We start from the raw sequence: 20,755 nt of genomic DNA on the forward strand, positions 1-20,755 counted from the left end.
GGACCGCGCGACGAGAAAAAGAAGAGCCGCCATCGAATAAAGTTCCGGGCAACAGTGTTCATTCGGCGCCAACGTCATTTTCCTAGGAGATATCCCATGACGATCGCGACTGTTCGTATTGCTTCCATCCTGGTCGGCGGCTGCATTGCCGCCTTTGCGCTTTCCGCCCCTGCTTTTGCGATAGGCGGCGGTGGCAGCGGCAGCGGCAGCAGTAGTGGCTCAAGTGGCGCCGGTAGTTCTGGCGGCAGCAGCAGCACCATGCCGACCTGCAAGAAGGGCCAGATGTACGACAAGAGGACGAAGAGGTGCGTCAAGCAGAGCAGCGCCAACGTGACGGAAGAAAACCGCACGGACTATGCCTATTCGCTGGCGAAGGCCGGACGCTATGAAGAAGCGCTTGCCATGCTCGATACGTTGAAGGACCCGAATACTGCAGAGGCCCTGAATTATCGCGGCTACGCCACCCGCAAGCTTGGCCGCACGGATGAGGGAATTTCCTACTACCTGAAGTCTGTCGAACTTGATCCCAAGTATGCGCAGGTGCGCGAATATCTGGGCGAAGCGTACGTCATCAAGGGGCGCCTCGATCTCGCCAAGGAGCAGCTCGAAACGATCAAGGCGATCTGCGGCACAGAATGCGAGGCGTATCGCGATCTCAACGAAGCGATCCTCAAGCCTTAGAAGCTGTGACCCTGACGAAAAGCGGGAATGTGCAATCTCGGTTGAACGGGAACTACCAAATGCCGGTCGCGTACACCACATTTCCTGCCTATAGTCGCGCAATACCAAAGCCGCCGGTGCAACCGACGGCTTTGGAAGGAAAACCCGTGGCGGAGGCTCTCATCGCAAGCGACGCCGATATCAGAAGCGGCCTGGCGGACAATCTGTTGCGGCTTTGGCGCTATGGCCTTGTGCTCTCGCATCGCCGCGACGTTGCCGACGATCTCGTGCAACAGACCTGCCTGCGCGCCCTCGAGCGCGTCGAGCAGTTCGAGGCAGGAACGCGGCTGGACCGCTGGCTGTTCTCCATCCTGCATTCCATCTGGCTGAATGAGATCCGGTCACAACGTGTGCGCCTCGGTCAGGGCTTCGTCGATGCAGACGAGGCCTTGGTCGTCGATGGCGCCCGCGACACGGAAATGCATGTCATGGCGAACCAGGTTCTGCGGCTGGTCAATGCGCTGCCGGATGCGCAACGGGCCGCGGTCTTCCTCGCCTATGTGGAGGGTCTTTCCTACAAGGAGGTGGCAAGCGTTTTGGATATCCCGATTGGAACCGTGATGAGCCGCCTTGCCGCCGCGCGCGCCAAGATCGCAGCCAGCGTCTCGGGAGAGGGGGCCACATGAACGACAAGAACCGAATCCCCACCGATGAGGAACTGACCGCCTATATCGACGGTGAACTGTCGGAGATCGAAGTATCGCGCATCGAAGCGCTTCTCGGTTCGAACGAGCGTGTGGCCGCAAGATTGGAGTTCCTGTCGCAGAGCAGCCTTGCGTTTAAGCAAGCCTTCGAGCCGCTGCTTGCCTCAGCACCGAAGGTAGAGCTCGATGCCATGCTTGGCATTGTGCCGGCCGCCGCAAAGCCGGCTCCCGTGCGCTCCAGTCGCCGCGGCTTCCTTGGCGCACTTGCTGCCTGCCTCGTCGCCGGTGTCGTGGCCGACCGGGCCCTCATCGGCATTCGCAATCGCGTTCATGCCCCTGATGAAAGCAGTGAATGGCGCGCTGTCGTTGCAGAATACATCGCCCTCTATACAGCGGATACTTTGGCCGGCCCGTCGCCGTCCGATGCCGCGCAGGCTGAACAACTTGCCCGCCTCGACGATAAGCTTGGGCTTTCCCTGTCACCCGAAGCCGTGTCGCTGCCGGGCATCGAGTTCAAGCGCGCCCAGCTGTTGCAGTATGACGACAAGCCGCTGGCGCAGATTGCCTATCTGGACCCGGAGACGGGCCCGTTGGCACTCTGCATCGTGCGCTCGGACGTTGGCACGAAAGAGCCTGACGTCGAAGGCCGGCACGGCATGAACGTTGTCTACTGGTCAAACGCAACGCACGCCTTCATGTTGATCGGCCGCATTCCGATCGACCACATGCAGGAACTTGCGGCGGATGTCAGTAAAAAGACTTCGGCATGAGGCGATGAGGGAGGCGGCGAAAAAGGGACTGCCCAAACCCGCCATTATTTGAGACAATTGCGTGGGGAGGATTGCCCCTACGGCTCGCTCAGCCGGTTTCGAAACGGTATCTCGTCGAAACATCCTTGGATCCTGCCCCGTCCGCAGCGGTGAGTCGGCTGTCGGCAAGCATCTAGCGAACATTTTTCGTTGTTCAGCAAACGCGAGCCAGGAGCACTGCACATGGTAACGTGGAAACCCGATCCAAGCTTTTATCCGTCACCGCGAATGGCCATGAAGGCCGCGCCGGAGACGCTCGCCTACGTCGTCGCCTTCGATCCGGCGCGAGCGGTTCCCGACGAGCTCGCGGTCGTCGATGTCGATCCGAAATCGCCCTCTTACGGACAGATCGTAAATACTCTCGCGATGCCCAATGTCGGCGACGAATTGCATCATTTCGGCTGGAACGCCTGCTCGTCCTGCCTATGCCCGAACGCACCGCACCCGCACGCCGAGCGCCGCTATCTGGTCGTGCCGGGACTGAAATCCTCGCGCATCCATATCATCGACACCAAGCCGGATGGCAGGAATCCGTCCATCGTCAAGGTGATCGAGCCCGGCGAAGTTGCCGAACGGACCGGTTACTCCAGGCCGCATACCGTTCACTGCGGACCGGAAGGGATCTATGTTGCCGCACTTGGCAATGCCGAAGGCAAAGCCCCAGGCGGCGTTTTTCTGATGGATCACGAGACCTTCGAGGTCCGCGGCCAGTGGGAAATGGATCGGGGGCCACAACAGCTTTCGTATGACGTCTGGTGGCATCTTGGCCACGATACGCTCGTCACCAGCGAGTGGGGCACGCCGGATACGTTCGAAAATGGTCTCGTCCCCGAAATCCTGCTCGGTGCGAAATACGGCCGCCGGCTGCATTTCTGGGATTTGCACAAGCGCAAGCACCTGCAGACGATCGATTTCGGCGACAAGTATCAGCTCGTATTCGAACTCAGACCCGCACACGACCCGACCAAAGCCTATGGGTTCGTCAACTGCGTGCTCAGTCTTGAGGACCTCTCCTCCTCGATCTGGGTCTGGCACCGCGACGGCGAGAAATGGGGGGTGACAAAGGTGATCGACATTCCGGCGGAGCCGGCCGATGCCGACCAATTGCCGCCGATGCTCAAGGGTTTCAATGCCGTGCCGCCGCTGGTCACCGACATCGATCTTTCAATGGATGACAGATTTCTCTACGTGTCCTGTTGGGGAACCGGCGACCTTCATCAGTACGATGTCTCCGACCCGTTCAAGCCGAAGCTGACAGGCAAGGTCCGGATCGGCGGCATCGTTTCGCGTGCGTCGCATCCAGGGGCGAAGAATGGCGCGCTAAACGGCGGTCCGCAGATGGTCGAGATCAGCCGCGACGGTCGCCGCGTCTACTTCACCAACTCGCTCTATGGCGCGATCGACGAGCAGTTCTATCCCGATGGCGTCTCTGGCTGGATGGTGAAGCTTGACGCGCAACCGGACGGCGGCATTGCCTTCGACGAGAAATTCTTCGTCGAATGGCCGAAGTCGCATCGCCCGCACCAGGTCCGTCTCCAGGGTGGAGATTGCTCCTCAGATTCCTATTGTTATCCGTAGGGAGCGAGGAGCAGGCGATGAGGCGCCCATGAACGAGCTCTGGCCCTGGATACTGCTGGCGGGACTAGGCGCCTTTCATGGTCTCAATCCGGCGATGGGATGGCTGTTCGCCGTCGCGCTTGGCGTTCACCGGCAGAGCTCCGCAGCGGTGGTTCAGGCAGTGCCAGCCATCGCTCTCGGACACGCCGTATCCATCGCACTGGTGGCCGGAGCCGTGGTCGCGGCCGGTCTTTTGGTGAACCAGGATGCGGTGCGTACGGCCACCGGAGGGGCGCTGATTGCATGGGCTATCTGGCATCATGCCTTCGGACACCGGCACCGCGTTCGCATCGGCTTGCGCACGGGGCTCGCCGGTCTTGCGTTCTGGTCGTTCCTGATGGCGACCGCCCATGGTGCGGGGCTCATGGTCCTGCCGGCCTTGATACCCCTCTGTCTCACCGAGTCACCATTGGGCGAAATCGGCAGCGTTGGGTCCGCAGCGATGACGATCGCAGCGGTCGGCGTCCACACCCTTGCGATGTTGGCGGTCACAAGCCTCGTTGCCCTGGCGGTCTATCGCTGGATCGGGCTCGAGATATTGCGCAGCGCCTGGATCAACGTGGAGCTCGTATGGACACTGGTTCTGCTTGGCACCGGTGTCGTGCTGCTGATCGTCGGGTGAAGGCGCCTCCTATCCCGTTGATGTGATCACCTCGGTCGCTGTGCGCTTCCATGCCACCTGCCCCACGCGACAAATGAGGTTCTCGACGTCGTGGCGGACCGTCATGGATAACCGCCCTCGCTCGCCACCGGCAGCGCCCGCGTGCCCATCACCGGTGGGATACAGTTCTGGCCATCAGGTCGCCATTGACGCCAAAACGGGATCCGCGCGTCCGATAAACAGGCAATTAAGGGAATTTAGCGAAAATTGGCTGGGGAACCTGGAGCCGGACGGGTATTCCTAAAACCAGTTTACTTTCAACGTGTTGCTCAATGTCGCGTCAACAATGTGGGGGTAGTTTGTGGGGGTGTCAACAATTAGATGACGCGAGAGTGCCGCGACGACAGCGAAGCCGTCCTTGAGATTTACTGGGCCTCACCGTTCCCGTGATCTTCCTCGTCATCGGGATAACCAGGATGGCTATCCCAGCCGCACTCGGCGCACGACTCAAAGTAGGCACCCTCGGGTGCGATAGCTATGTCGAAGAACGTCCGCAAATTCCGGGATGCGCACCGTGGGCACTGATCTGTCCGGTCATGGCGCTCTCGACTGAGCAGGCGCATGTAGTGTTTTACGATCGCGTCCACGGCATCCAGCGCTATCAGCGAAGAGGTCTTGTTCGCGTTCCGATGATGAGTAAGCCAGTTGACCAGAGGCCAGGCTTTCTCGACAACCGCCCTCATGTAGTTCCGAAGTTCGTCGTTCCTCTCGCCAGGGCATAGCTTGCTAGTCAGCACGCGGTTCCAGCCGACGACATCCGCGTCCTTCGGCCTCTCAACCTCGCCCTCCAGTTCCACTCTCCTTCTCACGGCACTGACCAGCGAAATCAGGCATTCGCGAAGCTGCATTCCAACAGACTGAAAATCGACGGCCTCGATTGCCCTTTCAAGTAGTTTTGCCGCTTGCACCTGGCGTCGGGCTACTTCATCGAATGGCGAGGCCTCGTCATCACCATCCTTCTCAGATCGGCTCATCACCCGCATCATGAGCCCTATGTGAAACGATAGGGTGTAGTCGAGGCTCGGGAAATGTCTTTGAGAGTAGAGGTTGGTCGGGTGAGTAATCACCCACCAACGGTCTTTGTCCGTATGAACATCCCAAATCTCGTATGCGTCACCCAGCACGTATTCGGTCTTTACGCGCTCGACGTTCAGCACCGTCTCTTCGCCACGAGCCTGGCCTTCGACATAGTCTGCAATGTCTCGCTCGGCGTGGAAGTCGCGCTCCGGACTGTATCGGCCAAGTTGGTCGGCCGGCAGCGGGTGTTCAGGCGGAAGAATGCAATCGTCGCTGTCCAGCTTGTTGTGCTCTGGTTTATCGTTCATCGGCTATTCGCCATCCGTATCGTCATCGTCTTCGAAATCATCGTCAATCACGTCGAGCAGCGTATCTCGCACGCTTGCCGAGCGTCTTCGACGCCCGTCGACGATAACGATTTCGGGCACCACAAGGCCAGCTTGAACTTGGGCATCGCGGTGTTTCTCGATCTCTGCAAGCTTTTGACCCATCTTGCCAACGTTGATCAGAAGGAAGATAGCCCGATCCGTATCGGATGCACCCTGGTATATGCCGATCTGCGTCTTGTATCCTTGGACCACTTTGCCTTTCGAGAGCTTGATCTCAACCAGCACTCGGTTTGTGTAGCCCTTAGAGAATCGAAAATCCACTGGCCCGCCGCCAGGGTTGGTTTCGGGTGCGATGTCGATGTCATTCGCCTTGCAGAAGGTGTCTGCCACGGCAAAGAAGATCAATTGCGCCGCCTTCTCTCGCTTGGGCTTATCTCCATGCCAAAGGAGTTCCCACAAGTTGTTCTTTTCAACGAGTGTCGTGAAGTGCGCAATAATCAATTTTACGAGCCGCTGGAGCTCTGCCGCTGAAGGTTGCCCTACCTTCAAGCCTGGCTGCGTGAATGCGCTAAGGTCACCGGCGATCATCTCTCGGAAGCGGTAGAGGTTGAGAGGATCCGCCTTCGGATCGTAAGAATCGCTGGATCCAAGCACTGCATCGAGGATCGCGCGGAAGTGCTCCAGCGATAGCAGCGCAGTCTTTTTTATCGCCTCCTTCTTCTCCGTCAGCGTTGCTTGAGAAATTAAGCCGACGAATTCATTGAAGGCCTTTCTGATTTTCTCGTTCTCGAACGTTACTCGTGACACGTCGGACCAATCTGTCGCCAGCGGTAGATCGCGCAAAATGTCCTGCGGAACGAGAAGAATGGGTTTGGCAGGATCGATAGGGTTCTCAGGAAGCATCGCGCCGAAGTAGTCCTTGAACTGGCGAACGGGCACCCGGTTCTGCTGACAGAACTCCTCAGTCAGCGCGCACAGCGCAGGAAGTATGGCGAAGGTTGTCAGGTCGCTGATCGTGTCTGGTCCAACCCCTTCTTCGAACATACCCATGAGAGAGATAATTTCGGGGTTGTCTTCGCCAAGCTCTATGATCTGCTTCGTGGTTGTCAGGATCCGTTCTCTCAATTCCTCAGATCTCGAATTCCCGCTGATGCTCGATCCGCCATATCCAAGACAGGTCTCGGATCTCTCCTTGAGGTCCAAAATTCCACGAGCAGCCTTCCAGGCAGGATCGTTTACGGCCTTGCTTGCTGCTAGGAGCTTCACGGCCTTCTCGAAGTGCTTCCGGAGCTGGTTGTATGCAGTCGCCATATGAGGATTGTCACTGGCTTCGATCAGCAGCGGATCAATAAAGAGCTTACTATCGGAATTGAGGACGGGGTCAAAAAGTCCGCCCTTGTCCAGGCCGCCTGCCGTCCCCTTGAATACCTGAGAAAATAGATACGGCCTTACAAGCTTTTTCGCAGCGCGTGCCATCCGACTCTCCACCCAACCTACGCGGGAAAGGTAGTGCCCGGCATGATTACGTGCAATAGACCAACGGCACCTATAGGTTTCCGGAAATCGATTTGACATTGCCTACCGACTTCCGTTCAAACATGTTCGGATTTTGTCGGCATGCGAGGGGTACAATGGCGAGAGCAGTTAAGCTTAAAGAGCCCGAGACCATGAAAGCAAGCACGGTCTGGCTTTCGTTCGACCTTGGCGTTCGCGGAGACTATGAAAGCCTGTACGGCTGGCTCGACGCGCACTCAGCTAAGGAATGCGGAGATAGCGTCGCGGTGTTCAACTATTCGTGGAAGGAAGATCTATTCAAGGAACTTCGGGCGGACTTGGAGGAGGCTGTTAAGACTGACAAGCGAACGCGGATCTATGTGATCTATCGGGATCGAGCCGCCGAAAAGAACCGCGGCAAATTCATAGTTGGCGGGCGTCGGGCCGCTGCTTGGGAAGGCTATAGCCAGCAGGCCCCCGGCGAGGTTGACGAGGAAATCTGATGCCGAGCGTGCTGGTTGACACTGGAGTGTGGATCCGCCTGTTTGACCGACGCGATGGTCCCAGAGATCGAGAGGATGTCGAAGCTCTATTCGATCTAGTCCGGGCGCACACGATCGTACTACCATGGCCCATCGCCTTCGAGACTCTCAGAACCAGGCTCGTGCGCAATAGGATTGCGACATCTCTCCTGGAGCGTGAGATGAAAGCACCCAACATTTCATTTCTCGATGATCGAGATTATCGCGATGAAGCCTTCAAGATGGCTATCGATTCTCCGAGAATCGGTCGATCCCTTTCTATGGTCGACTGCCTATTGCGCTTGGTGATGGACGATCGAAACGTTAGAATTGACTACCTCGCCACATACAATGACGCAGATTTTCACGATGTTTGCGCGCGTCGCCGCATCACGATGATTCCTGGAGAAATCTAGTTCTTGAACCCAGTGTTGCAATAAGGATGACAGACCTGTCCGTTCTCATCGTCGCCCGTGCCGCCGTCCTCCTTGCGTTCAATGTGGTCATATGAAGCGGATAGCGTAGGTTCCATACGACCGTCACAAAGGGGGCATTTCAGCGCGGCGGCCAGGGACTGCCGAATGTAGATCGACGACTTCCCTTCATCGGAGAAGTTCTTGCCGGCCACCTTTTCCCTCAGGTCCACGATGCTGCCCTTCATCCGCGCGGCATCGACCAGGCCCTCTATCGATATTCCGGTCTCCGATCCTGCTGCCGTGACCATGTATTCGAACATGTCGGCGACGCGATCAATCCTCGCCCTGCTCGATATTTGCACGAGTATCTGCGAGATGATCGCCTTATTCCTTATCAGAAAGTCCTCAAGACCCTTCCTTGATTGGGTGAACTTCTTGAAGAACCCGTCGTCATTGTTCAGTAGTTTGAGCTTAATTATATAGACGATGCCAAGGAAGAGCTCGGGAAGGTACTTTCCTCTGTCAGAGTAGAAATAAACAGCGGGATGCAGTCCAAGACTGCCGCCGTTGTTTCCAGATATTCGATCAAGAACCTTCTTGCAGCTCTGCAACGTCGCCACGGTCATGGAACCGTCCGCGTCGGGCTCGTAGTCGGCTAGCACTGGCCGCTTCTTCTGCTGCGAAGAATCGGTAATGGAGAGCAGTCGGAGAAGCATCGAGAGCGCATCGAGCGTGGATGCCGAACCTCCGAGAGGAAGCAACAACGTCTTGATCGGGGTCGAGAACTCCGGCTGGAACAGAAGTTGATTAATGTCCTCAGACAGCTTCTCGATCTGCTTCCTGTGAACCTCGTCGAACTTCGACCAGTATTTGTGCCCGGTCGCTGCGCGAACGATGGACCTAGCGGCAATTGCAGGAGATCTGTATCTGTTGCGAAGCAGCTCCTCTTCAGTCTTGTCCAAGGGCGTACCTTGGGTGTTGATCTTGAAGAATGAACTTTCCGCCACATCTGCATCACCCGTGACCCACTGAAGTTCGAGCTGGCGGGAACCCAAGTGCCTTAGTCGCTTGTTGGTGATCGGGTCATATTCGATTTCCGGATTTGCGTGACGCGCCGTCAGCTTGTCGCGGAGGGTCTGGTAACTTCCGACCTTTTCGATCTTTGCGCGCATCATCTTGGCAACACGCTTCTGCTCCTCTGGTATCTCGCCTCCGAAGAAGGCCAGCGACAGGTTGCGGTCGCCGTAGTCGTCCTCCATCCATGCCCGGAGGGCGCTTAGACGATGGGCTCCATCGATGGCGAAGATGAATCCCTCGCTAGATTGCCAGAGGATGACGGAAGGTACCAGTTCGCCGTCGATGAAACTCTGAATGAAGTTCACGGCCTGGTTCACCGACCACTGATTGGTCTCGCGCTGGAAGTCTGGCTTGCGAAGGGAGAATACGAAATTCGAATCGCTTCGCAGGTTTTCAAGAGTGATCGAAGAAGCGGGCTTCGCGCTGGCCGAGGGATCGTCCGTGCGTCGGTTGTTCTGATGCCAGAAGTCTGCGCGCTTTATCATGGCATCAAGAATCAGCCTGCTTGCCACTTTTACCCCCCGAATCATGTGGTGCCTGTTTTGGAACATCAGCCACAACCAGAAGGTTTTGCAAGCGAAGGATTCAAGCTGGCACAGTTGGCCGTCCCGGCTTGTTCGGATCGCCTAGGAAATGAACGATCCGCCGCGTCAGCGCTGAGAGATCTTTCGTCTCACACTCCCATATAATCTCGACGCGATACCCCTGTTCCTCGAGCTTGGCGATATTGATGGTATCCCGCTCGACGTTCCGACGCATTTTTGCTTCCCAGAACTCCGTCCGGGTCTTGGGAAGGACCGCATTCTTGCAGGAAGGGTGCCGATGCCAGAAGCAGCCGTGAACAAAGATGATGGCCATTCGAGACGGGAAGACGAGATCAGGCTTGCCCGGCAGTCCTGGCCGATGAAGTCGGTAGCGATATCCTAAGGAATGGACCAGACGCCGCACGACCATTTCCGGCTTCGTATCCTTGCCCCGGATACGGGCCATGTTCGCGCTGCGGCGTTCAGGTGTTAGTCGATCCATTGGGTGGTCCGATATCTCATAGAGCGAGCCGCGTCTCCTCCATCTTATGATAGAGCTTGCTCAAGTCATTATGTCGTATCCGGAACTGGCTTCGTCTCTTGGCACGCGGTCGGGCCGAATTGATGTCCTCCAGCTTGAGCCCTGGATCATAGTAGATCGCACCGGCTGCCAGCGCCTGAAGGAACATGTCGAAATCGGTTCCGACACAGAGCTCTACCAGATCGCCATATGCATACTCCATTGGCGGCCCCCTCTTTATCGAAGGGATGTATACGGTCTTGGCATGCTTCCGGTTCCAATGTTCCAGGATGCCCGAGAAGTTCCAGATCGCGGCCGGCGTGCCGTCATCGCTGAGAAGCGCGATACCCTGAGTCATGTCGGTGATGACCTTCTTCTCGTCGTCGAAGCCGAGAAGGTGAAGGCGGACGCCCGTGTTGGCGTTGATTGGCGCGCCGACCTTGTAGATGCCTCCAAAGTTGAGCCTGTCTGCACGCCCGCGCTGGTCCGGGTACCCGAAGCGACGGATGAAGACTTCGACTCCCTCGTCCCTGTAGACCCCTCCAGTAGGCTCTGGTGTCAGAAGAGTCACAGGATTCTGCGCGATGTTCGCAATGAAGTCGTTCACCGCATACTGCTTGACCTCCCATCCAAGATAGTCAGGTTCCGCGTACCCGTTCGGAGAGATCCCAAGTTCGGCTTCCAAGGTGTAGCCGCCGCCGTTTGCGGCCACGTATGGAACTGCCAGCCCGCCTGGCCCCATTCGTTGTGAGGCTATCCATGATTTTGCATGGATAGCCCGGAGTGCGGCCAGAAGCTGCCCTCTCGTGTCTCCCACGGCACGGGCATCGACGCTCAGCTCGATAAAGACACCCTCCTGTGGAGGTGAACCCAGAGCATCAAGTTCGTTCCGCAATGCGCTTCCGGGCATCACCGAATGAGCGAGAACCCGCCCATCGGGCGTCGTCGCTAGGAATAGGGTGCGTCCGTCGTCGCGTCGTCTCATGATGGCCGACGGTGCCCTCCTAGATCGCTTCAGAAATCCTGAAAGACGCACCTCCGGATACTTCGGATACAGGATCAGCTTCGCTTCAGGAGCCTCGTGGGTGCCGTTCTCGTCAAGCCAATAGAACGACAGCCATGCTTTCGCCCGGTCCCGCTTGGAACCTGCCTTGCTGTCGGCACCGGTCTCCACTTTGCCGAACGGGAGGATGTTCAGCGCGGAGTAGTCTCCACCCAGGTAGACCTGGTTCTTGGAGTTGTCGTTCGGTGCCAGCTTTTTGGCATAGAATTTGGTGGCACCATGGGCTGCCATGGCGCGGAGAAGTTTCTCTAGTGTATCGATCATAACTGCCCCGAATCGTCACTTCGAGGCAGTTTAGGTAGTTCAGCCGGCGAGGTCCATTTCGGGTTTCCGTCCGACCAGATCGAGCACGTGCGGCTTCATAATACGAGCCACCTCCGCGAAAACGGGAACGGCAACAGAATTGCCAAACTGCTTGTATGCCTGCGTGTCCGACACCGGAATTTTGAAGTCATCGCTATAGCCCATGAGGCGCGCACATTCGCGGGGAGTAAGACGCCGCGGGTTCCTGCCTGGGCCACGGCTGATCAGGATCTCGGAACCATCCTTGTAGTAACGTGCGGAAAGTGTCCGACACGTGTCGTTAGGTTCCACCAGGCCGAAACCGAACCCGTTCCCCTGCGACTTGTGTTTGGAAGCATAGTTCTGAAGATACGCCCAGAGCTTGTCGGTCAGCGTATATTTCTCGTTTACGGCAGCCTTGGATCCGACGGTGAAGTGGCCCTCGGGGTTTTCCGTCCCGTCTTCAGGGTGAAGGACATCCCGCATTACCTTCATGCCCTTCGGCGGAAGACTCAGATCCTCCCATGCGAATGAGGTCGGCTCGCGAAATCCCACGATTGCAATACGCTGACGATGCTGGGGCAGAAAATGCCGGGCATCAATGATCATCTCGTGAACCTGGTATCCGAGTTCGTTCTCAAGTACATTCCTGATGACGGCGAACGTCCGTCCTTTGTCATGGCTCTTCAGGTTCTTGACGTTCTCTATGAGAAACGCTTCCGGACGATGGTGTTTGAGGATCCGAGCCACATCAAAGAACAACGTGCCCTGAGCCTCGTCCGCGAAGCCGTGCGCTCGCCCCAGAGCGTTCTTCTTGGACACCCCGGCGATCGAAAAGGGCTGGCAGGGAATCCCTGCAACCAGAACGTTATGTTCGGGAATTTCGTCTGCGGCAATAGCCGTTATGTCGCCCGCAATCGGTCGATTGTCCCGGTGATTTGCCATGTAGGTTTGCTGGGCATACTTGTCCCATTCGGATGTGAACACACATCGCCCGCCGACGGCATCGAAAGCTGTGCGAAGACCTCCTATGCCCGCGAACAGGTCGATGAACGTGAAATCGTTCCCTGATGCCTTCGCTGCTTCTGATGGCACCAGTCGCTGCATCGCAAGCATCACAGACGGCCGAGGCTGCTGCTCGCCGGAATCCCAGCGTCGGATGTGTCGAGGATGATATCCCAGGCGCTCTGCCAGTTCATCCTCCGTCAGGCCGGATTGCAGCTTAAGGACGGAGAATTCATTGTTCATAGCCATCTCTTCGAATCAGGGAATCTTTTCGTCAAAATGTCCTGATTTGTCCCAGCGGACAATAAGAAAAGGTAAGCCTCGGATCGTGGGCCCACAGGATCGTGCATCGCTCTGGTTACCAAGGTCGTCGTCGGGAGCTGGGGGCGTAACGTGCAATCACGTTGTGCCAGTGGCTCCCCTTTGATTCAGAGCCGTAGTGGGGTTGACCTCTGCTCGCCGTCGGATGAGCATTAAAAAACCGCCATCAACGAGGTTGGCCCCTCTACGGCGGTTTTTTGGAGTTGTTCGGTAATGATGAACGATCTTGAAATTGCTGTAAAGTCGCCGTTGACGGTTGAGTGACCGCCCGGCCCGGATATATCCTGGCCGAGAACGAACCGAACCCCTTCTTTAAAAATCAAATTGTTGACAACGCTCCTCAGAGTGCGGCGGCGGCAACTTTTGGCTTCGATTACGGCGCATTCGGAGCACGCCAACATCTCGAAAATCTCCATCCGTACAACGGGCGTCCCGGCGGGATCCGGAACGGTGTCGTCAGCTTCGCTCAGCGTGTGCGCGATGGTGGAAACAAGCCGTGGAGGGAATGGACTGCTCGCGCCGGCTCGTGCGCGGTCGATGAAGCCGAACGGCTGCTCCGGCAGGACAACCGGGCCGACATCTACGTGTCCCAGGCCGCCTTCGGAAAATGGCGGTCGATCTCCGATCTGACGGCGATCGGCGCGTGCTACGCGGACCTCGACTATCACACTGTGACACGGTGGCGCGGCAAGGCTCCGGGTGACGTAGCGGGGGCGATCCTCGGCCATCTCGAAGAGGCGATGATCCCTCATCCATCCTACATCCTTTCGACGGGCCGGGGCCTCGTGTGCGTGTGGTTGACGGAGTTGCTGCCCCGTACCGTCCTGCCGCGCTGGAATGCCGTCCAGAAGCGTCTGGGGGCGGTCCTGGAGCCGTTCGGGGCAGATAAGCGGGCACAGGATGCCGCTCGCGTCTTCCGTCTCGTAGGCTCCGACAATAGCCGTGCCGATCACGATCGGCGAACTGTCGGCATGGTGTGGTGTCATGGATCGCCGGAAGCACCCACGCGGTATGTCTTCGGGACACTTGCCGACGAGACGCTGCCTGTCACCCATGCCGATCTCATTTCCCTCCGCGTCGAGCGCGCCAAGCGCAAGGCAGAGGGGAAGGACAATACAGGTCCAGTGAAGTTCCTGTCGGCGGCAACGTATTGGGAGACGGTCCTGACCGACCTCCAGAGGCTTAGGGCATACCGTTGCCCAGAAGGCGCGTTGCCGGAAGGCCAGCGAGACGCCTGGTTGTTCGTGGCTGCCTCCGCGATCGCATGGATTTCTCCGCCAGAGGTTCTTGGACGGGAAATCCTTGCACTTGGACATGAGGCGGCGGGTTGGCGCGACAGCGAGACGAAGTCCCGCATGTCCGCAGTTATCAAACGGGCGCGACAGGCCGCTACGGGGCAGACGGTGACATTCCGTGGGTTGGAAATGGATCCCCGTTATCGGATGCGCGCCTCAACGATCATCGAATGGCTAGGTATCGACCCAGCGGAGCAACGCGCCGCGGGACTCCGGGTGCTGGTGGACGAGGATCGGAAACGCGAACTAAACACCGAACGGACGAAGGCTTCCCGTCATCGGCGCGGTGGAAAGGATCGCATCGCGCAACAGGCGGCACGGCTGGAGATGGGCCGGAAGGCCCTGTATCTCCGAGCATCGCAGGGGATGACGGTTGCGGAACTGGCTACCCACCTCAGCGTGTCGGTCGGGCAAGTGCATAAGGCCATGCGGCAAGCCGAGCAGCAGTGATTTTGTATGGTGTATCGTGCTGGGGGACAAAGCCCCCCAGACCCCATGATAGGTAAACACCATACACCGCGACGAATCGTGAATATCGCCCAGATCAGGCGGTCCTATCTCGGACGAGGGGTGAATCCGGGATCTGCATCGGCGTTGCCGGAGGGGCGGAAAGACTTTGACGCTATCTGTCCTGACGGCTTCGGCTGCCGCTCGCCGAACCTGATTTTCTGGCGCACCTTGTTTACGAAACGACGAACCTCCTCGGCCAGTTCCCTGAGGCGGCCCCAGTCGAGCCGGGCGAGCTGGGGCAACAGAAGTCCGGGCATCCGAGCCCGATGGCCGTTGAGCTGGCGGATGGCAGTGTCGTCCATTTCCATCCGCATCGCCGACGTGATCGAAAACCCCTTCAGGCCAGCCGTCAGTCTCGCCTCTTCGAAGCGATGGCATCCACTTTCTGATGGAGTTCGAGCATCGACTGATGCAACAACCGCTGCCCGGTCAGGAGCGTCTCCAGAATCTCCTGGAGCTGCTCGATCGGGGACGGCCCCGCTCCCTGCGGGTCCTCCAGAAGCTGAAGCAGGGGCTCCAGCTTCTGGGCGGCCGTGGTCGCGTTGCGGGCCTCCTGATACACTGCGTTGAAGCCCTCCACGGGGTTCGTGATCTTCCTGATGTTCATTGTCATATCCTTCCATGCGGGCCGCAACCTCGCGGCGCTTGAGCTTGACGATCCGGTCAAGGGCACCGATTTCGACATCGCCGTAGCGAACGACGAAAACATCGGCCTTCTGGCCAGGGACCACATCGAGTCCCTCAGCGCGTAGCGCGGCCGCGAAGGACCTGCCTCCGTCCGAGGCGGTCCAAGCCGAACGGACGATGTCGGCGGCATCGGCCAGCTCCACGCCCCGACGGGCGAGCGCCTGCCGCTTCGACGGCGAGGCGGCAGAGCTGGGCTTGTCCGGATCGGGGCCGTGGGCGGCTTCGAGCCAGTCTGCCACGTCTTCCCGGCCATTGGCGCGGAGCCATCGGATGCCGGAAGCATGATGGCGTCCGAGGGTCGCAGGTTCGCCCATCTCGAATTCGGCGATGCGCATGGCGGTCTCCATGCGGATGATCTCGAAGCCGGCGGGCAGGACATCGCCATCGAGGCCGATGCGACCGACGACCAGATGCAAATGGCTGCCACCCTCGCCGCCTCGGCGAGGCTTGTCGTGGTAGACGAGTGCAGCCTGGTGCTCCTCCGCGCCGAAATGCCGTAGGACGAGCTCCCCGGCCTGCCGGAGCTCGTCGCGGGACATATCGCGGGAAGGCGAGATGAAGATGTGGAGGAATGCCGCATCGGCAGACGAACCGTCACGCGCGAGCTCCATGTCGGCCATCACGGCGCGAAGGTCAGGTGCGCTGCTGTTGACGATCTCGACAGCAACACTCTGCTCCTTCAGGAGGTGGGCAGCGAGGTTCCGGCTGTCCCGCCTCGTGCGTCCGTGCCGTCCGATGCCGCCGATCATCGTCCGACAAGCTCCTCCCGGACCCGGGTGAGCTCGTCGACGATCGCCAGCGAAGCCGTGACGGATGCCGCCGCCCTGGTGGCATTCGCCACCTTGGCGAGCTGATTGGCGGACGACGCGATGCGACCGAGCTGGCCGAGGACCTTCGCGAGATCGGCGGCATTCGGGTTCGGCGCGCGCTCGTTCCGCGGAGCGGGCAGCCCGGCCGCCGCGAACGTTGCGCGCCTGGCGAACGTCGTCGGCCCGAGCCCACGGGCCGACGCGGTGAGCCGGATCGTTTCATGCTCGCTCGGCATGAGACGAAACGACAGAACTGAGGTCGCCTTGCGGGATTTCGATCGCGACATGGTGTCCGTCTCCGATATGCGGGTGGCCCCGCATGAGGCGGGGGGGTTCCACAGGGAGGGCTTGTCCTCCCTTGGCCAGTGTGGGCGGTGCAACCGCCCGCTGCTGGCTTCCTTCTTCCTTCGGGAAGGATGACGCCGACTTATCTACCAGAACAATAGCCGGCAGATTTGAGCGATCCCCATTCACACCTGGACAGGCGATGAGAGCGATCTAGTTGGAAGCTCCAGGATGCTGCGGAAGCCGTCCTTAGCGGACGATGGTGTGCGCGGGCAAAGTCTCGGCGGACAAGATCGTTCCAGCATGTTAGTTGGTTTCTCAGACACCTCATGCGGCATCAGGGTTTTGGGTTGAGCTCGAATTACTTCACCGACCGCGAATACGGTCAGCGGCCAGCGGTCTCCGAAACGATCGACGAGCGTGTATGGGGAGCCATCCACGCGCTGATTGACATGCGCATCGGAAACGGGGCCTTCGGGTACCGTTTCACGGAGCAGTGCTTGGACGGCGACGGTCCCTGCGGTTGCGACGGGCGGGCCTTCGCCCAGTTCTTGCAGGCGGAAGTGCCGTGGATCGACTGGCCGCTTAGTCGCAACGAAGTCCCCGAGACCCCGGTTGTGCTCGACCTGCTGGAGTTCTGTGCTAAGGCTGTAGGCGAGCCTATCCTAGGCAGCTACCATTCGTACCAGCATCACTACCATATGCGGTGGGATCGTGATGCCGGCCTGGCAGCCTTCGTCGCAGAGGTCAACGTGCTGTTCCAGCGGAACGGTGTCGCATTCAACCTAGATACAAATGGGCACGCGCAGCGGATCCTCCCTCAGCCGATAGCACAGGCGCTTGGATGGACGATGTTTCGCACAGGTGACACTCAGACGGATTCTCTCCTGGAATATGCACGGTCTCACTTCTTGTCTCCCAAGCTCGGTGACCGCCGGGATGCGATGGAGAAGCTGTGGGATTCCTTCGAGCGGATGAAGACGCTCGAACCGGGCACCGACAAGAGGGCGCAGGCGGAAGCCCTGCTCGACCGCGCGGCCGTTCCCGGCACGCCGATGCGACATGCCCTTGCCGAGGAAGCAAAGACCCTCACGACAATCGGCAACAGCTTTAGGATCCGTCATTCGGAGGTCACCCAAGTACCGATCGATCGGTCGGAACAACTGGACTGGCTTTTCGTCCGGATGTTCAGCTTTTTACGGTTGCTGCTGCTGAGTTCCAGCCGTTCCGCCTAGAGTCGGCTGCGGAGAAGCTAGCTTCGTGACGCTGTTGCTTGATATGAGCCTTCCTTTCCTTGCGTAGCGCAGCCGGCGCGTTCACCCTGATACGACAAGGGCGAGGAGGATGCACCGATGACGACGACGGCCGATTTCAAGACCCGCGTTCAACGCCTTCCGGAACTAGCCGACACCTTCGGCGTGGGCTTCACATTCGGACGGATCGCCATGCGAGCGTTGAAGCATGCTGCCGATCCTCGTCGCGTGGACTGGGTCCAAGTGCACAAGTCGACGATCGTCGAGGGCATCGAGCAGCACGGTCAGGACCCCGACGACGTACACGATGCCCTGTCGAAGCATAGCCCCGGCGCTGTGTCCGATGACGCGCAAGCGAAGCTTCGCGGGATCATTGACGAGCTTGCCCCCGATCTCTCCCGGAAACACGACCAGGCGCGGGCTCGACAAGATGGCGAATATGCATCCCAGAAAGCCGCGAATGGCGGTCGCATTAGGTTCATCAAGTGAACGATTCAGAAAGGAAAACCCGCCCATAGTCGTACCGTGAAATCACGTTACGGCATGGCAGGGGTTTGGTGCGGGTTGTAGAGCTATTTAGTGGAGCCGGGGGAATGTCCCTCGGCCTCAAGCAAGCGGGTTTTGATATCGTTCGGGCATACGATGCGTGGCCTGTCGCTGTCGAGAACTACAATAGGAATATCGGCAGCCATGCCAAGGTCACCGACCTGGGCGATATCCTGTCCGTCGTTCCGGAGCTCCTACGGCTGGCCCCCGACCTGATATGTGGCGGGCCTCCCTGCCAGGACTATTCCAGCGCGGGCCGACGCGAGGAAGCCGACAACGCGAAACTGACGCTTGCCTTCGGGATTCTGGTCGCGACGGTTCGCCCTACCTGGTTCGTGATGGAGAACGTGACGAACGCGGCGAAGTCCTCGACATGGCAGGAGGCGAGGAAAGTTCTGAAGGCGGCAGGATACGGTCTGACGGAATCCAAGATCGACGCTTCCCGCTATGGAGTTCCACAGAGCCGCCGACGCCTATTCGTCGTCGGACGGCAAGGCGAGCGCGATGGATTCCTTGCCTCGTCGATCGCGGCAGCAGCAACCCAGCCGATGACCTTGCGGGATATGTTCGGCTCGACCGTGCCGGCCGCGATGTACTTCCCTGCAACTTCGGATGCCCGGCGTTCGATCTGGGGACCAGATGAACCTGCCCCCACGATCCGGGAGCGATCGATAAGGCCGCTTCCTGTGTCGTATCGTCCACACCCCGACGATGCTGCGCTTGTCGAAAACGGGTTCGTGTATGCGCGACCTGTAAGAGCGGGACGCGGCGTCAGATCGATCGATGAACCGTATCCCACAGTCACCCGAACTGCTTCGGAGAGACCCGGCCCGAAATATCTCTCTTCGCCGCATCCCGCGGATCCGATCGCCGCATCGTCAACAGCGGTCCTTACCATCGACCAGATTTCGAGAATTCAGGGCTTCCCGGCCTGGTGGAAATGGGAAGCGAGCTCCAAGCGGGATATTCTGCAGATGATCGCCAACGCGGTTCCCGCGCCCGTCGCGGCATCGATCGGCCGCGCCATCCTCGATCGTGAGGAAGGGAGGAGCACCCCCGAAATTCAGGGAGGATTCCTGCAATGGCTTGTCCGTCGCGGACGGTCGCGCCAGTCAGCCCGGAATACGAAATCGCTGGCCGGCCGCGCTCGGCGGCTCCTCAGTGGACGCACGTTCTCCGTTCTGGCGCTGGAACTGGCGGCGCTCGAGTCCGCCGAGGAGTTCAAGGCGATGAAGAGGAATCCGCAATCGGACTTGCGGCAAGCGTTGCGCCTACTGGCCGAGTACCAAGCCGAGGGCCACCAGCGTCGCAAGCGGCCCCGCCAGATCGACGCGCAGCCGATCGAGGAGCTTGCCAAGGCCGCATAGAAAAGCCCTCCCCGTGAGCGCGAGGAGGGCTAAGGAACACATCACCGCTTGGGATGGACGATGCCTATTCATGTTCGCCGCCGGCGGACAAGCGGTCAATCGACGCCGACGCGGGAGGCTGGTAGATGGAACCGCATGAAACGCATCTTCTCCATGTTCCGTGCCTTCTGGGCTTCCTGGATCGCAATCCGGCCATCGATCGGCAAAAGAGGATTGCCGACGAAATCGCCTCGATCCAGCCGAAACCGCTGAAAAAGCGGGGATCGCCAAAAAAAATGGGGTCCAGAAACCCCGTGGAGTGCGTTCGCGGGATCGGGATGAGTACAGATACCCCCGAAATGCAGATCGGGAGGCCGAAGCCTCCCGATCTCCAAACCCATCAAAGGGAGCGATGACGATGGAAAACCAAGTCTGAACCCGGCTATTTCCTAACCCCTCAAGGGGACCGAAATCGTGTCGAGGATCAAGTCGACAAGGAAATGCTGATGCCAATCCGAACCCATTGCAAGAAGAAAATGCGGCCCGTGGGAGCGCGGTCCCTCCGCTCACTCCTTCAGTGCGCTTTCTTCAGCCTCATTTCCCGGTGCATGGCTGGTAGATCGGTAGCATTGACCCCGATATGCCAGCCCTTGCCGTTCGCATCTTCCCAGACGACATAACGAGGATCATTCGCCCGCTTCTCAAACTCTGTCGCCCATTCATCGGGCGACATTTCCGATGGCGGCATGTACTCGTAGCCGATGCCGTGGACACGCTGGAATCCCTTCTCGACCAGGGCCAGCAGATGCCAAACGTCCGTAGCTTCGAAATCGGGCCTTTCGACCTTGGCCGATACCTGCCGCAAGAAATCGTCATAGCTCGTCAACTGAGCCCCGAAGGACGTAGGAAACCGCATGATGAGAAGGAATGCGGGATCGCCCGTCGAGAGTTCAACAAGTGTGGAATAGAGGCGAGGCCGACGCTTGTCCTGCTTCTGCATGGCC

20 protein-coding genes are annotated in these 20,755 nt (G+C 58.9%); 11 read left to right on the forward strand and 9 right to left on the reverse strand.

The annotated features are described in order from the left end of the window. Positions 1–96 precede the first annotated feature (96 nt). The 5 genes from ACSQ9D_RS01860 (at position 97) to ACSQ9D_RS01880 (ending at position 4,412) form a co-directional block, all read left to right on the forward strand. On the forward strand, positions 97–681 hold the full coding sequence (locus ACSQ9D_RS01860) for a tetratricopeptide repeat protein (RefSeq protein WP_047516686.1): 585 nt from the start codon (positions 97–99) through the stop codon (positions 679–681). 59 nt (positions 682–740) lie between these two features. Further along, the gene (locus tag ACSQ9D_RS01865; RefSeq protein ID WP_436280924.1) at positions 741–1,346 is read left to right on the forward strand and encodes an RNA polymerase sigma factor; all 606 of its coding nucleotides are present in this window, start codon (positions 741–743) and stop codon (positions 1,344–1,346) included. Next, positions 1,343–2,134, forward strand: coding sequence for an anti-sigma factor family protein (locus ACSQ9D_RS01870; protein WP_436280925.1), 792 nt, complete (start codon positions 1,343–1,345; stop codon positions 2,132–2,134). The genes ACSQ9D_RS01865 and ACSQ9D_RS01870 overlap by 4 nt, the downstream gene beginning before the upstream one ends. 222 nt (positions 2,135–2,356) lie before the next feature. Then, on the forward strand, positions 2,357–3,751 hold the full coding sequence (locus tag ACSQ9D_RS01875; protein ID WP_436280926.1) for a selenium-binding family protein: 1,395 nt from the start codon (positions 2,357–2,359) through the stop codon (positions 3,749–3,751). Positions 3,752–3,779: 28 nt separating this feature from the next. Next, entirely contained in the window at positions 3,780–4,412 is a 633-nt protein-coding gene (locus tag ACSQ9D_RS01880) for a hypothetical protein (RefSeq protein WP_436280927.1), read from the forward strand. A gap of 404 nt (positions 4,413–4,816) precedes the next feature. Here ACSQ9D_RS01880 and ACSQ9D_RS01885 read toward each other — a convergent pair whose 3' ends face one another. Together ACSQ9D_RS01885 and ACSQ9D_RS01890 are read right to left on the reverse strand one after the other, a co-directional pair. Next, positions 4,817–5,776 (reverse strand): hypothetical protein, encoded by a 960-nt coding sequence (locus tag ACSQ9D_RS01885; protein WP_436280928.1) that lies wholly within the window; start codon positions 5,774–5,776, stop codon positions 4,817–4,819. Positions 5,777–5,779: 3 nt separating this feature from the next. Further along, on the reverse strand, positions 5,780–7,273 hold the full coding sequence (locus tag ACSQ9D_RS01890) for a hypothetical protein (RefSeq protein ID WP_436280929.1): 1,494 nt from the start codon (positions 7,271–7,273) through the stop codon (positions 5,780–5,782). Between the two features lie 191 nt (positions 7,274–7,464). Between ACSQ9D_RS01890 and ACSQ9D_RS01895 the strand changes: the two genes are divergently transcribed. Then, positions 7,465–7,794, forward strand: coding sequence for a hypothetical protein (locus ACSQ9D_RS01895; RefSeq protein WP_436280930.1), 330 nt, complete (start codon positions 7,465–7,467; stop codon positions 7,792–7,794). Beyond that, complete coding sequence (locus tag ACSQ9D_RS01900; RefSeq protein WP_436280931.1) at positions 7,794–8,228, forward strand: PIN domain-containing protein; 435 nt, start codon at positions 7,794–7,796, stop codon at positions 8,226–8,228. Before ACSQ9D_RS01895 ends, ACSQ9D_RS01900 begins: the two co-directional genes overlap by 1 nt. Here the strand turns inward: ACSQ9D_RS01900 and ACSQ9D_RS01905 are convergent. From ACSQ9D_RS01905 to dcm, 4 genes are read right to left on the reverse strand one after another with little or no spacing between them, the layout of a single operon-like run. Further along, a complete protein-coding gene (locus ACSQ9D_RS01905; RefSeq protein WP_436280932.1) occupies positions 8,225–9,856 on the reverse strand; it encodes an HNH endonuclease family protein in 1,632 nt (543 codons plus the stop codon). The genes ACSQ9D_RS01900 and ACSQ9D_RS01905 overlap by 4 nt on opposite strands. A 34-nt stretch (positions 9,857–9,890) precedes the next feature. Further along, complete coding sequence (locus tag ACSQ9D_RS01910) at positions 9,891–10,331, reverse strand: very short patch repair endonuclease (protein WP_436280933.1); 441 nt, start codon at positions 10,329–10,331, stop codon at positions 9,891–9,893. 16 nt (positions 10,332–10,347) lie between these two features. Then, on the reverse strand, positions 10,348–11,676 hold the full coding sequence (locus ACSQ9D_RS01915; protein ID WP_436280934.1) for an MvaI/BcnI family restriction endonuclease: 1,329 nt from the start codon (positions 11,674–11,676) through the stop codon (positions 10,348–10,350). A gap of 39 nt (positions 11,677–11,715) precedes the next feature. Continuing rightward, positions 11,716–12,948 carry a DNA (cytosine-5-)-methyltransferase gene (dcm, locus tag ACSQ9D_RS01920; protein ID WP_436280935.1) on the reverse strand — a complete coding sequence of 411 codons (1,233 nt, stop codon included), beginning with the start codon at positions 12,946–12,948 and terminating at the stop codon, positions 11,716–11,718. 332 nt (positions 12,949–13,280) lie between these two features. On the opposite strand from dcm, the gene ACSQ9D_RS01925 reads away from it, so the two are divergent. Next, on the forward strand, positions 13,281–14,765 hold the full coding sequence (locus tag ACSQ9D_RS01925; protein WP_436280936.1) for a hypothetical protein: 1,485 nt from the start codon (positions 13,281–13,283) through the stop codon (positions 14,763–14,765). Between the two features lie 104 nt (positions 14,766–14,869). Here the strand turns inward: ACSQ9D_RS01925 and ACSQ9D_RS01930 are convergent, their stop codons facing one another. Continuing rightward, positions 14,870–16,261 (reverse strand): relaxase/mobilization nuclease domain-containing protein, encoded by a 1,392-nt coding sequence (locus ACSQ9D_RS01930; protein WP_436280937.1) that lies wholly within the window; start codon positions 16,259–16,261, stop codon positions 14,870–14,872. Beyond that, positions 16,258–16,608: a plasmid mobilization protein gene (locus ACSQ9D_RS01935; RefSeq protein ID WP_436280938.1), complete on the reverse strand. Its 351-nt coding sequence runs from the start codon at positions 16,606–16,608 to the stop codon at positions 16,258–16,260. The genes ACSQ9D_RS01930 and ACSQ9D_RS01935 overlap by 4 nt, the downstream gene beginning before the upstream one ends. A 327-nt stretch (positions 16,609–16,935) precedes the next feature. On the opposite strand from ACSQ9D_RS01935, the gene ACSQ9D_RS01940 reads away from it, so the two are divergent. From ACSQ9D_RS01940 to ACSQ9D_RS01950, 3 genes are all read left to right on the forward strand, one after another. Further along, on the forward strand, positions 16,936–17,841 hold the full coding sequence (locus tag ACSQ9D_RS01940) for a hypothetical protein (RefSeq protein ID WP_436280939.1): 906 nt from the start codon (positions 16,936–16,938) through the stop codon (positions 17,839–17,841). Positions 17,842–17,958: 117 nt separating this feature from the next. Beyond that, positions 17,959–18,348, forward strand: coding sequence for a hypothetical protein (locus ACSQ9D_RS01945; protein ID WP_436280940.1), 390 nt, complete (start codon positions 17,959–17,961; stop codon positions 18,346–18,348). A gap of 68 nt (positions 18,349–18,416) precedes the next feature. Next, a complete protein-coding gene (locus tag ACSQ9D_RS01950) occupies positions 18,417–19,772 on the forward strand; it encodes a DNA cytosine methyltransferase (protein ID WP_436280941.1) in 1,356 nt (451 codons plus the stop codon). 553 nt (positions 19,773–20,325) lie between these two features. Here ACSQ9D_RS01950 and ACSQ9D_RS01955 read toward each other — a convergent pair. Beyond that, positions 20,326–20,751, reverse strand: a complete 426-nt coding sequence (locus ACSQ9D_RS01955) for a hypothetical protein (protein WP_436280942.1) — start codon at positions 20,749–20,751, stop codon at positions 20,326–20,328. Positions 20,752–20,755: the final 4 nt, after the last annotated feature.

The organism is Rhizobium sp. LjRoot258, assembly GCF_964254185.1.
GTDB lineage: Bacteria > Pseudomonadota > Alphaproteobacteria > Rhizobiales > Rhizobiaceae > Rhizobium.